Source organism: Dactylosporangium sp. NPDC050588 (genome assembly GCF_040654975.1).
Lineage (GTDB): Bacteria > Actinomycetota > Actinomycetes > Mycobacteriales > Micromonosporaceae > Dactylosporangium > Dactylosporangium maewongense.
This window is the reverse complement of the sequence record NZ_JBFAJA010000071.1, coordinates 42,783-54,715: the sequence shown is the minus strand read 5'-3', so window position 1 is coordinate 54,715 and position 11,933 is coordinate 42,783. Positions and strand designations below refer to the sequence as shown.

General features: G+C 73.4%; 14 protein-coding genes, 1 pseudogene and 1 riboswitch. Of the genes and pseudogenes, 6 read left to right on the top strand and 9 right to left on the bottom strand.

The window, feature by feature from the left end; all coding sequences use genetic code 11:
* The 5 genes from AB0I21_RS39865 to AB0I21_RS39845 all read right to left on the bottom strand — a co-directional run.
* A partial coding sequence (locus AB0I21_RS39865; protein ID WP_360568875.1) for a hypothetical protein occupies window positions 1-497 on the bottom strand: 497 nt, incomplete at its 3' end.
* Between the two features lie 109 nt (window positions 498-606).
* Window positions 607-792 (bottom strand): hypothetical protein, encoded by a 186-nt coding sequence (locus AB0I21_RS39860; protein ID WP_360568874.1) that lies wholly within the window; start codon window positions 790-792, stop codon window positions 607-609.
* A 79-nt stretch (window positions 793-871) separates the two neighbouring features.
* Window positions 872-1,426, bottom strand: coding sequence for a DUF488 domain-containing protein (locus AB0I21_RS39855; protein WP_360568873.1), 555 nt, complete (start codon window positions 1,424-1,426; stop codon window positions 872-874).
* 130 nt (window positions 1,427-1,556) lie between these two features.
* A complete protein-coding gene (locus tag AB0I21_RS39850; RefSeq protein ID WP_360568872.1) occupies window positions 1,557-2,087 on the bottom strand; it encodes a nitroreductase family protein in 531 nt (176 codons plus the stop codon).
* Window positions 2,088-2,089: 2 nt separating this feature from the next.
* Entirely contained in the window at window positions 2,090-2,302 is a 213-nt protein-coding gene (locus AB0I21_RS39845) for a hypothetical protein (protein ID WP_360568871.1), read from the bottom strand.
* A 47-nt stretch (window positions 2,303-2,349) separates the two neighbouring features.
* On the opposite strand from AB0I21_RS39845, the gene AB0I21_RS39840 reads away from it, so the two are divergent.
* Together AB0I21_RS39840 and AB0I21_RS39835 are read left to right on the top strand one after the other, a co-directional pair.
* A complete protein-coding gene (locus tag AB0I21_RS39840; RefSeq protein ID WP_360568870.1) occupies window positions 2,350-2,877 on the top strand; it encodes an FAD-dependent oxidoreductase in 528 nt (175 codons plus the stop codon).
* 18 nt (window positions 2,878-2,895) lie between these two features.
* Window positions 2,896-3,693, top strand: coding sequence for a methyltransferase domain-containing protein (locus tag AB0I21_RS39835; RefSeq protein ID WP_360568869.1), 798 nt, complete (start codon window positions 2,896-2,898; stop codon window positions 3,691-3,693).
* 90 nt (window positions 3,694-3,783) lie between these two features.
* On the opposite strand, the gene AB0I21_RS39830 is transcribed toward AB0I21_RS39835, so the two are convergent.
* Window positions 3,784-4,527 (bottom strand): arylmalonate decarboxylase, encoded by a 744-nt coding sequence (locus AB0I21_RS39830; RefSeq protein ID WP_360568868.1) that lies wholly within the window; start codon window positions 4,525-4,527, stop codon window positions 3,784-3,786.
* Window positions 4,524-5,081: a TetR/AcrR family transcriptional regulator C-terminal ligand-binding domain-containing protein gene (locus tag AB0I21_RS39825; RefSeq protein ID WP_360568867.1), complete on the bottom strand. Its 558-nt coding sequence runs from the start codon at window positions 5,079-5,081 to the stop codon at window positions 4,524-4,526. Before AB0I21_RS39825 ends, AB0I21_RS39830 begins: the two co-directional genes overlap by 4 nt.
* Window positions 5,082-5,165: 84 nt before the next feature.
* Here AB0I21_RS39825 and AB0I21_RS39820 point away from each other — a divergent pair, with 84 nt between their 5' ends.
* From AB0I21_RS39820 to AB0I21_RS39805, 4 genes are all read left to right on the top strand, one after another.
* A complete protein-coding gene (locus AB0I21_RS39820; protein ID WP_360568866.1) occupies window positions 5,166-6,059 on the top strand; it encodes a DUF4437 domain-containing protein in 894 nt (297 codons plus the stop codon).
* 36 nt (window positions 6,060-6,095) lie between these two features.
* Window positions 6,096-6,318: riboswitch (cobalamin riboswitch) on the top strand.
* Window positions 6,319-6,448: 130 nt separating this feature from the next.
* Window positions 6,449-8,686, top strand: a complete 2,238-nt coding sequence (metE, locus tag AB0I21_RS39815; RefSeq protein WP_360568865.1) for a 5-methyltetrahydropteroyltriglutamate--homocysteine S-methyltransferase — start codon at window positions 6,449-6,451, stop codon at window positions 8,684-8,686.
* Window positions 8,687-8,848: 162 nt separating this feature from the next.
* Entirely contained in the window at window positions 8,849-9,067 is a 219-nt protein-coding gene (locus tag AB0I21_RS39810; RefSeq protein WP_360568864.1) for a helix-turn-helix domain-containing protein, read from the top strand.
* Window positions 9,068-9,174: 107 nt separating this feature from the next.
* Window positions 9,175-9,891, top strand: coding sequence for a Clp protease N-terminal domain-containing protein (locus AB0I21_RS39805; protein WP_360568863.1), 717 nt, complete (start codon window positions 9,175-9,177; stop codon window positions 9,889-9,891).
* A gap of 56 nt (window positions 9,892-9,947) precedes the next feature.
* Here the strand turns inward: AB0I21_RS39805 and AB0I21_RS39800 are convergent, their stop codons facing one another.
* Both AB0I21_RS39800 and AB0I21_RS39795 read right to left on the bottom strand, forming a co-directional pair.
* Entirely contained in the window at window positions 9,948-10,655 is a 708-nt protein-coding gene (locus AB0I21_RS39800) for a caspase family protein (RefSeq protein ID WP_360568897.1), read from the bottom strand.
* Between the two features lie 180 nt (window positions 10,656-10,835).
* Window positions 10,836-11,861, bottom strand: a pseudogene (locus AB0I21_RS39795) (serine/threonine-protein kinase); the annotation flags it as partial.
* Between the last annotated feature and the right edge of the window lie 72 nt (window positions 11,862-11,933).

The window sequence follows — 11,933 nt, the reverse complement described above, 5'->3', positions numbered from 1 at the left end:
CCGTCCGAATCCTTCCGAACGCCCTTCACCGTCACCGACGCGTCCTTCTCCTTCATCGCCGCCGTCACCTTCGCCAGCTCGTCACCGGTCACGGCCGTGCCGGCGCCGTCGTGGCTCTTGCCCTCGTGGCCCTTGCCGTCGTGGTCGCCCTTGCCGGTCCTGGCGGTGAAGGTCTTGAGGTCGGCGCTCACCTCGTACATCACCTTCGCGCCGTCCTTCGTGCCGAACACGTCATACGAGCCGTCCGAATCCTTCCGAACGCCCTTCACCGTCACCGACGCGTCCTTCTCCTTCATCGCCGCCGTCACCTTCGCCAGCTCGTCACCGGTCACGGCGGTGTGGGAACCGCCGCCGTCGCGGTGGTGGCCGGGGGCGGTGGAGCTGCTGGCCGACGGGGACGGCGCCGTAGTGGCGGCGACCGCGGGGATGCCGACAAGGAGCGCGCCCGCCGCGGCGGTGCCGGCGGCGGCGAGGCTGATCTTCACAATGCGACGCACGGTAAGTGTCCTTCCATTTCGATCATGGTGCTCGACTGGACCTCAGAGTGCCCCGGCTTCCTGTGTACAGCCTGCCAACGGCCTGGTATTTCGCCCCGGATCGGGGCGTTCAGCAGCCACGCCACACGGCCAGTTGCGCGCCGAGGTCGTCGTGACGCACGGTGCCGATCATCGTGCGGCCGTCCGGGCCGACCCAGTCGATCACGCTCGGCGCTGGGTCCGGCATCGGCATCGGCAGCACGAGCAACTGCGCCCGTACGTACTCGACGTACTCGTGCTCCTCGTCGACCCGCACCCGCGTCGTCCCCCTCCGGTGGCCGCTGTTCCACCCCGGTAGACGCAAGCGGGCACGGCTGGGGTTTAGACGGTGCGGATCATAGGCCGGGCAGCGTCTGCTGATCGTCGTAGACGGGCCAGCCGTCCGCGCCGCAGCGGACCCCTTCCGTCAGGCGGTGGGCCTGCCGGGTGCCGGTGTCGACGAGGTGCTCGACCGCCGCGCCCCGCATGACGAGCGCGTCCGCGACGAGCATGCGGTGGCAGTGCCACCACAGCGTCTCGGCGCACAGTACGGCCGGCAGCTCGGTCGCGGCACGGGCGACGAGATCGTCGACGGCGGTGCGGAACGCCGGCGTGTCCATGTGGTCGGCGTACGCGGCGAACGCGGCGTTGCGCAGGGCGGTGTGCCGGGAGTCCGGGGTGGAGCGCCGCCGCCCGCCGAGGGTCTCGCCCTGCCAGGTGTACCGCAGCCCGGCGCCGGTCACCGCCTCGGCGAGGGCCTCCCGCCCGTACTGCGGGTGCCGCCGGGACCCCGGGAACCTGCGCACGTCCACGAGCGTGCGCACCCCGGCGGCGACGAGGATGTCGAGCAGCGCCTCGACCGGCCGCGCGCCGTGCCCGACCGTCCAGACCCGCGCCGCCCCGCCGTCCACCGGAGCAACGCTACCCCGGCTCCGGACAGCGCAGCTTCCGGCAGGCACGGCGTCAGAACGGGCGTCCTCAGGTTGGGCGGCCTCAGGACGGGTGGGCTTCAGGACGGGTGGGCTTCAGGACGGGCGGGCTTCAGGAGGAGGCTGCGGCGAAGGTGCCGTAGTGGACGACCTCGTCGAACGGGCGGCGGGCGGGGTTGCGGATCAGCTGGAGCGGCCGGTCGGCCGGGTAGCCGACGCCGATCAGGTAGGCGACGGTGTGGGTGTCGGGCACGCCGAGGATCTCGCGGGCCTTCTCCTGGTCGCCGACCCCCGCGTGGCCGGTGCCGATGCCCAGGTCCGCGGCGGCGACGAGGATGGCGTAGGTCGCCTGGCCGAGGTCGTACCGGTCGGTGAGGCGGGTCCGCTCGTCCGGGGCCTCGGGCAGCACCAGGGCGATCGCGGCCGCCGCGCCGGCGACGTGCTGCGCGCCGGGCCAGACCGTCGCGAGCCTGGTCAGCTGCTCGCGGTCGGTGACGACGACGAAGTCCCAATGCTGCCGATTGGACGCGGACGGCGCCCGCCAGCCCGCCTCGACGATGCGCCGCAGATCTTCTGCCCGCACCGGGTCCGGCCTGTACTCGCGGACGTTGCGCCGCGACCGCACCGCATCCCACGTCTCCATCGTCACAACTCCGTGCTGGTCAGGGCGCGCAGCCGCAGCTCCGACGCCATCTCGGCCCACACCGCCGCGTCAGGCAGGGCGGGCGGGCAGGGCTCCGCCGGGAGACTTTCCGCTGAAGCCACGCCGAAACCGATCAGGCGGTGGCCGAGCCGGATCACCCGGTTCGCGAGGTGGGTGACTGCCGCGTGCCCCGTGGGCTGTCCTGCGAGCGCCATACGGGTCAGCGTAGCGAATTACCTACTCAAGCGATAGGATTACTTCCGTGGGTTTCCATGAGGTGGGGATCGTCGGTGCGGGGGTGCACGGCCTCAGCGCCGCGTATCACCTGGCCCGGCGGGGCGTGTCGACGGTCGTGTTCGAGCGCGGCACGCGGGCCGCTGGCCCGACCGGCCGGGCCAGCGGGGTGGTGCGGTCCTACTACACCAACCCGTTCCTGGCCGAGGTCGCCCGCGACAGCACGGCCGTGCTCGCCGACTTCGCCGACCAGGTCGGCGCCCGGCCACGCGGCGGCGGCCCGGGCGAGCGGCACGAACGCGGTCAGCGCGATCGGCTCGGTGCCGGTGACGCCGGCAGGTCGATGAGGACGGCGTCCGGCTCGGCGGCGAGCGTGCCCAGCACGCCGCGCCGTAGCTCCGGTGTGATGTGCGGGTCGATGCGGCCCTTCACCGTCACATGTGCCAGCGGTGGCGAGAGTTCGACCTGGCAGACGAGAGCGGCGGTCGGCACCGACCCACTCTACGACCGCACGGGCGGCTGCGGCGAAGGACGCGGCGCCATCACCATCGGCTGATGGTGCGATGATGCGGGCGTGACGGACGGCGGTGGGTACCTGCTCGACAACCAGCAGCCGGAGGCGGGCGCCCGCTTCACCGCCCTGGAGACGCTGTTCGACCCGTCCACGTTCCGCCACATCGACGCCCTGGGCATCCGGGCCGGCTGGCGGTGCTGGGAGGTCGGCGCCGGCGGCACGAGCGTGCCGGCCTGGCTCGCCTCGCGCGTGGGCCCGGCCGGGCACGTCCTCGCCACCGACATCGACACCTCCTGGACCGGGTCCGGCAGCGGCGCCGGCTACGAGGTCCGCCGCCACGACGTGGGTGTCGACCCGCCGCCGGACGACCGCTTCGACCTCGTGCACGCCCGCCTGGTCCTCGTCCACGTCCCGCAGCGCGCCCGCGCTCTCGCCGCGATGATGGCGTCGGTACGGCCCGGCGGCTGGCTCCTGCTCGAGGAGGCGGACCCGTCGTTGCAGCCCCTCGTCTGCCCCGACGAGCACGCCCCGCCCCAGCGCCTCGCGAACAAGCTCAAGCACGACTTCCGCACGCTCATGGCCGCCCGCGGCGTCGACCTCGCCTACGGGCGCACCCTGCCGCGCCTGCTGCGCGAGGCGGGCCTCGTCGACGTCGCCGCCGACGCGTACTTCCCCGTCACCGGGCCCGCCTGCGCCGCTCTGGAGCACGCCACCACCCGGCAGATCCGCGCGTCGCTGACCAGGGCCGGCCTCGCCACCGACGCGGAGATCGACCAGCACCTCGCCAACATCGAGGCCGGCCTCCTCGACCTCGCCACCTCCCCCATGATCTCCGCCTGGGGCCGCGTCCCGTCGTGACGCGGCCCCAGGACAGGCAGGTCCACAGCTGCACCTTGGGCGGTCCGACGCTGCCCGAGGAGGTCTGCGGCGGACGTGAAGTCCTGCCGGTCAGTGGGAGCGGAGCAGGCGGCCCGCGCCGGGGAGCTGGTCGGCGAGGCCGTGGGAGCGCAGGGCGTGCCAGAGGGTGGCGGCGTTGATGGCGATGACCGGCTTGCCGAGCTCCTCCTCCAGGGTGTCGGCGAGGGCGACGAACGACAGGTTGGTGCCGACCTGCACGATCGCGTCGACGTCCGGGGCGTCGAGCTCGGCGACGACGGCGCGGAGGTGTGCGGAGGGGACGCGGGCGATGTTCGTCGCGGTCGGGCAGCGCAGGCCGGTGATGGCGGCGACGTCGAACCCCGCCTCGGTGAAGAACCGGCCCACTTCGCGGTCGGCGATCGGCTGGTACGGCGAGAACACCGCGATCCGGTGGCAGCCGAGCTCCCGCAGGGCGGCGCGGCACGAGCTGGCGCCGGTGGTGACCGGGAGGCCGGTGCGGGCGCGCAGACGGTCCTCGAACGCGGCGTTGCCCTCCACGCCGCCCCAGAACGTCTCGGCGGACATGCCCATGACCATGCGGTCGGGCTCGGCGGTGAGGACGTCGCGCACGGCGGTGTCGATGGAGGCGCGGATCTGGACCAGCAGCGCCTCGAAGCCGGCGTCGTCGCCCATCGCGGGGTTCGGGATGTGCATGGAGCCGGCGCGGAACGCCACCCCCGGCACCCGGGCGCTCCAGTAGTCGTGCTCGACGACGGTGTTGGTGCTGGGGACGATGACGCCGAAGACGGCGCGCGGCCCGACGGCGTTGGTCATGCGGTCAACTCCTGACAGACGACGGAGACCATGCGGTGTGCCCGCGCGCGGGCGGCGGGGCGGTCCAGCAGCAGCGCGTCGAGCAGGAGCGGCGAGACGATCGCGGCGACGGCGTCCTCGCGGTCCTTCGCCGAGGCGCCCGCGGCGCGCAGCACGGTGTGGAACGGCGCCAGGAGGTCGGTGACGTAGCGCTGGCGCAGCGGCACCGCCGCCGGGTCGGAGGCGGCGGCGACGACGAGGGCCTGCAGGAACGCGCCGACGGGCCGGTCGCGGAGCCGGTCGCACAGCTGGTCGACGGCGGCGTGCAGGTCCTGCGCCGGCTCGCCGGTCGGCGCGCCGGGCGGCAGCGGCGCGACGTCGATCAGCGCGGCGAGCACCGCGCCGGGCGAGGGCCAGTGCCGGTAGATGGTCGACCGGGACACGCCGGTGACCTGGTGCAGCCGCTGCGCGGTCAGCGCCGCCGCACCCTCGGCCAGGAGCAGCTCCAGGGCCGCGGTCAGCACGACGGTCTCGGTGTCGGAGGTGGGGCCGGCGGGTCGGCCAGGTCGGGTCACGAGCGTTGACGGTACACCTTGTACGCGAAACTATTAAGCGATACATTCCGCACCGGAAACTGCTGCCGAGCCTGGAGGCACACCATGCGCCCGCACGTGGAGATCGTCGACGAGCGTGACCTGATCTGGCACCTCGCCGAGTTCCAGCACGCCACCGGCACCGCCGAGCAGCGCAACCTCAGCTACGACGAGGAGGACGGGTCGGCCTCGCTGAAGGTCCGCTTCACCGGCGACTGGTCGCGGCCCGCCGGCGTACACGACGCGGACACCGAATGGTTCGTGCTGTCCGGACAGGTCGTCATCGGCGACACCGTCCTCGGGCCGGAGGGCTACTGGACCGCGCCCGCCGGCGTGTGGACCCCGCCGGTCACGGCGGCTGCCGGCACGGAGATCCTGCTGTTCCGCGAGTACGGCGACTGGCACTTCCACCCTGAGACCAAGGACCGCGAAACCGTGCGTCCCGACCAGAAGCTCGTCGTGCTCGACAGTGCCCGGATGCCGTGGATCGACGTCAAGGACGGCTCCCCGATGCGCTTCGACCTCGGCGGCACGCCGGTGCCGGGCCTGTTCATCAAGCTGCTGCACCGCGACGAGAAGACCGGCTTCTACACCCGGCTCATCAAGGCCAAGCCCGGCTGGCGGGAGGTGCCGCTCGCGCACCACCCGTGCTCCGAGGAGGCGTACTGCCTCGACGGCGGCTTCGACTACAACTTCGGCAAGATGTGGCCCGGCACGTACTTCTGGCGTCCGCCGCTGATCCGCCACGGCGACTTCACCGCCGACGCCGAGGCCGGCTGCACGTGGATCGTGCGCTCCGACGCGGACCTCGTCGACTGGTACACCGACAACGCCCGCGTCCAGATGCACGGCGACGCCACCAACTGGGGCGAGGGCTTCCCGCACAGCGCCGCGCCGCGGTTCATCGAGCCGGTCCGCTCCCGCAGCATCGGCCGCTGGAGCGACCCCACGCACCAGTGACGCAGCCGACACCCGCTCCCGCGGCGGTGCGTATGTATGGTGATGAGTGCAGCTGGTTCGGCCGGTCCTCCGGGACCGGCCGTGGCAACAGGGAATCCGGTGCGAATCCGGGACTGCCCCGCAGCGGTGAGTGGGAACGACCGCCGTCATTGAGCACTGGGCCGCAAGGCCTGGGAAGCGACGGCCAGTAGGCGACCCTGGACGACATCCAGGGTCACGCCCGCGAGTCCGAAGACCTGCCAGCGCACCGCGCGCCGCCCGGCGTGCGGTGGTCGGAGGCCGCGCGGGACGGCCGACGCCATCGACCGGCCCACGCGGCGCGCCGCCGTGCGGCCGGTGGCGTCCCCCCGTGCCAGTCCGGCCGTCGTGACTGTGCACCGAGGGGACACATGAGCACCACATTCGGGCTGAGCACCGTGCTCGGCTACCCACGCATCGGCGGAAACCGCGAGCTGAAGCGGGCCGTCGAGGCCTACTGGGCCGGCACCATCGACGAGGACACCCTGGAGCGCACGGCGGCGACGCTGCGCGCCGACGTGTGGCAGACGCTGCGCAACGCCCGCCTCGCGGCGATCCCGTCGAACACGTTCTCCTACTACGACCACGTCCTCGACACCGCCGTCGCGGTCGGGGCGACACCCACGCGGTTCACCGCGCTCGGGCTGTCGAAGCTCGACACGTACTTCGCCATGGCCCGCGGCGTGGACGCCGAGCCGGCGCTCGAACTGACGAAGTGGTTCGGCACCAACTACCACTACCTGGTGCCGGAGATCGGACCCGACACCGTCTTCGCCGCCGACCCGGCCAAGGCGCTGCGGGAGCACGCCGAGGCCCGCGCCCTGGGCGTCGAGACCCGGCCGGTGCTGGTCGGACCGGCCACGTTCCTGCTGCTGGCCAAGGGCGACGACCCGTTCGCCCGGCTCGACGACCTGGTCGGCGTCTACGCCGAGATCCTCGCCGCCCTCGCGGATGCGGGTGTCTCGTGGGTACAGCTGGACGAGCCCGCCTACGCCACCGACCGCGGCCCGGACGAGATCGCCGCGCTGCGCCGCGCCTACGCCCGGCTCGGCGCGCTCAGGGCCCGGCCCGAGCTCTTCGTCGCCACGTACTTCGGCGAGATCGGCGACGCCCTGCCGGCCCTGCTGGACACGCCGGTCGAGGCGATCGGCCTCGATCTCGTCGCCGGCCCCGGCAACCTCGACCGGCTCGCGGCCGCCGGCCCCCTCGGCGGCAGGACGATCGTCGCGGGGCTCGTCGACGGCCACAACGTCTGGCGCACCGACCTGCGCGCCGCGGTCGCCGCCGGGGCGGTCGTCGCCGGCCTGGCCGACCACGTGGCGGTGTCCACGTCCTGCTCGCTGCTGCACGTGCCGGTGGACCTGTCCGTCGAGACCCGCCTCGACCCGGGCCTGCACGAGCGGCTCGCGTTCGCGCGGCAGAAGGTCGACGAGGTCGTGCTCCTCGGCCGCGCGCTGCGCGACGGCACGGCGCACCTGCCCGCGCCGCTGCCCCCGCCCCCGGCGGCGTGGCGGCACGACGAGGTGCGGGCCCGGCTCGCCGCCCTCACCGCCGCGGACCGGCGGCGCGGCGACTCCACCGCCCGCGCCGCCCGCCAGCAGGAACTGCTCGGGCTGCCCGACCTGCCGACGACCACGATCGGCTCGTTTCCGCAGACCGCCGAGCTGCGCGGGGCCCGCGCCGCGCTGGCCGCCGGCACCCTCGACGACGAGGGCTACGCCGCGCTGATGCGGGCCGAGATCCGGCGGGTCGTCCAGTTGCAGGAGGACCTCGGCCTGGACGTGCTCGTGCACGGCGAGCCGGAGCGCAACGACATGGTGCAGTACTTCGCCGAGCAGCTGTCCGGGTTCGCCGCCACCGGGCACGGCTGGGTGCAGTCGTACGGCTCCCGCTGCGTCCGCCCGCCGATCCTGCACGGCGACGTGGCCCGCAGTGCGCCGATGACGGTCGGGTGGGCCACGTTCGCCCAGTCGCTGACCACCAGGCCCGTCAAGGGGATGCTCACCGGCCCGGTCACCATCCTCGCGTGGTCGTTCGTCCGCACCGACCAGCCGCTCGCCGCCACCGCCGACCAGGTCGCGCTCGCGCTGCGCGGCGAGTGCCGGGACCTCGAGGCCGCCGGGATCCGGGTGATCCAGGTGGACGAGCCGGCGCTGCGCGAGACGCTGCCGCTGCGCCGGGCGGCACAGGGGGCGTACCTGGACTGGGCGGTCGGCGCGTTCCGGCTCGCGACCAGCGGCGTCGCCGACGACACACAGATCCACACCCACCTGTGCTACTCCGAGTTCGGCGACGTCATCACCGCGATCGACGCCCTCGACGCCGACGTCACCAGCATCGAGGCGTCCCGGTCGAAGATGGAGGTCCTCGACGACCTCGCCGCCGCCGGGTACCGGCGCGGCGTCGGACCCGGGGTGTGGGACATCCACTCGCCGCGGGTGCCGTCGCGGGAGGAGATGGCCGAGGCGCTGCGCCACGCGGTCGCGGCCGTCCCGGCCCGGCGGCTGTGGGTCAACCCCGACTGCGGCCTGAAGACCCGCGGCTACGCCGAGGTCGAGGCGTCGCTGCGGCATCTCGTCGCGGCCGCCGCCGAGGTCCGCGCCGGCTGAACTCCGTGCCGTGGCACGTGCCGGCGCCTCAGGTCGGGGTCGGCACGTGCCGTCGGCGTTTGCGGCGTCGGTACCGCGTAGCCCGGCGCACTGCAGGCAATCGTCCACGGGCAGCGTCAGCACATGTTGACGATTTCCGCGGCGTCAGCTTATGCTGACGGTATGACCGTGATTGACGAGCTCGGTCGCGCCGCGCACGACAGCGACCACGACGTCGCGCTGCGGGCCGTCGCCCGGCTGCGCCGCCTGACCGAGCAGCTGGAGGCCGAGCGGGTCGCCGCCGCCCGCCGGGACGGCTGGTCGTGGCAGGACATCGCGCTGCGCCTCGGCGTCACCAAGCAGACCGTGCACCGCAAGCACCGCAGCACCGGCGACGACTGATGCGCCGCCGCTTGTCGACCGCGAACGCCGATCGCCATCACCGATCGCCATCACCGATCGCCATCACCGATCGCGTCGTCATCGCGTCGTCGTCGCGAGGAGGCCTGATGTTTCGTGGTAGCCACCCCGACCTGCGCTGGACCGTGGCCCGCGCCGTGCTGCGGGCCCGCGAGCTCGGCCACCCCCGCACCGGCAGCGAGCACCTGCTGCTCGCGCTCACCACCGGCACCGACGAGGTCGCCGCGGTGCTCGCCCGGCACGGCGCGACCGAGCCCGCGGTCCTCGACGCCGTTCGCCGGGCCGCGCCGCTCGGCGCCGGCGTCGCCGACGACCGCCAGGTCCTCGCATCGCTCGGGCTCGACGTCGACCGGCTCCTCGAGGGTGCCGCCCCGGCGGCCCTCGACCGGGTCACCTGGCGGGAGCCGCTGCTGCCCCTCGGCGCGGCCAAGTCGCGGCGGTGGTGCGCACAGATGCGGCCGCCGATGGGACTCGACGCACAGGCGGCCTTCGAGGCGTCGCTCCGGCTCGCCCTCGCCCGGCGCGAGCGGGACCACCGCACCGAGCATCTCGCGTTCGCACTCACCGCGCTCGACCCCGGCGCCGCCTGGACGCTCGACACCGCCGGCGTGGACATCGCCGGGCTCCTCGCCGACCTCGGCCGGTCCTTCCCACCGCCGCGGCGCAACCTGATCCTCCGCGCGGACCGCCGCCTGTGGCACCGTTCGCGCCGCAACGACCTCGTCACCCGGTACCAGCGGACGACCGGCCGCACGGCCACCTCACCCGGCGTTCTCCTCGCCGTCATTGCCGGTCAAACGATGTAACGACCCATTCGGTCATCGCTGCTTACAGGGTGAGACGGCTGACCGCCCGCCGGCGTTCAGCCTGGCGCCGCCTGGTTGCGCACCAGTGCGAGGGAGCCGATGGTGTTCGACCCGCGCTGCTGCGGGCTGGGCAGGGACCTGGCCCGCATGGCCGCGCACAGCGGGTCGTAGATGTCGCCCAGCTCGAGCAGGTCCCCCGCGTCTGGCAGGCCGCCGCGCAGGATGTTCAACAGCTCACCGGTGAAGGCCGAGTTCCGCTCACCCTCGGGCGCGTGCGCGAGCCGCGTCGCCGAGGTGGCGGTCAGGATGTACGTGCCCTCGATGTCGACCATGCCCGCGGCGACGTCGCCGGGCCGGCCGCCCATGTGCCGCAACGCCATGCCGGAGAAGCAGCAGTCGAGCACCAGCACGGTGTTGACCGCGCTGCTGTCGAGCAACGCCTGGCGAAGCTTGTCGTACTGCAGCGCGGTGTACGGAACGCGGGAGCTCCTGGTCGCCGCCAACCCGAGGTACAACTGGGCATCGGAGCCGATCAGACCGTGCCCGGCGAAGTAGACCAGCACCGTGTCCTGGACCGGCTCGATCAGCTCGTGCACCTGCGCGGCCACGTCGAGGGCCGGGTCGAGGATGCGATGGATGCGGGCCGGGTCGAATCCGCCCCGCAGCGGATCCCCGAGCACGGCGGCCAGGTCGTCGATGTTGTTGACGACACTGGGAATGGGGGGCAGGTCGGGATCCAGGTATTGCGCCGCGCCGATGAGCACCGCGGTCGACTCGTGGATCTGCGGAAGGCGCGCCGCCCGCCGCCCGAAGGTGCCGGTGGAGCGGTAGACGGTCCCGGCGCGCGACTCCAGCGACACCGTCTCCGCGAGCAGCGGCTCGGCCACCGCCGACGAGCCGTCGACGGCGCTGGCGCCGACCGCCTTGATCAGCACGCCGGTCGGCGGCAGCGGCTCCGGCGACGGTTCTGGCGGCCGCGTCACGCTCCTGCCGTCGGTGCCGGTCAGCAACTGGCCGGCCCGCTCGCGGAGGCGCCGGAACATCCCGGCCGCCGGCCGCGGGTTCTCGACGGCGGGCGGCTGCGGTCCGGCGGCCGGTGGCGGCGGGGTCGTCCCGGCGGAGACGGTCGCATCGGGAAGCCGGTCGACGGCAGCGAACGGGGACGTTGCGGTCGGGCCGAGGGCTTCGGAGGCACCGGTGGCGACCTGCCGGGCGGCCCGGCCCAATGCGGCCGCGTTCGGCCACCGCGCGCCCGGGTCCTTGGCCATCGCCAGCTCCACGAGCCGGCGCACGAGCGGCGGAATGTCCGCGGGCAGCGGCGGCGGGCTGTCGCGCACGTGCCGCATCGCGATCTCGAGCGGGTTGCTGCCCTCGAAGGGGAGCTGACCGCTCAGGCACCGGTATGCCACGACGCCGAGGGAGTACACGTCCGACAGCGGGGTCGGCCGGGCCCCGGTCACCTGCTCCGGTGAGATGTACGGGGCGGTGCCGAGCATCATGCCGCCGCCGTTGCTGAACCGGCTGGTGTCGATGGATCCGGAGATGCCGAAGTCGGTGAGCACGAGCGTGCCGTTCGGCCGGACCATCAGGTTGCTGGGCTTGACGTCACGGTGGACGATGCCCTTCTCGTGCGCCGCGTGCAGCGCGTCGGCGGCCTGCGCGATGAGCGCCATGGTCCGGGCGGGGGTGAGCCGACCGATCCGCGAAAGCGCATGGGACAACGTCTGGCCGTCGACGTACTCCATGACGATGAACGCCGCCCCGTCTTCCTGGCCGTAGTCGTAGATGTCGACGATCCCGGGATGGTTGGTCGTCGCCATGATCCGCGCTTCGGCCCGGAACCGTTCGGCGAAGCCGGCTTCATTCAGCAGGGTCGGCAGCAGGAACTTCACGGCCACGATCCGGCCGAGCACCTCGTCGGTGCCCTTCCAGACCTCGCCCATGCCGCCGCCGGCGATCCGTTCGTCCAGCCGGTACCGCTGGCCGAGGACGCTGCCGACGCGGCTCGATCCGGTCCGAGACCGGCCGGCGACGAGATCGCG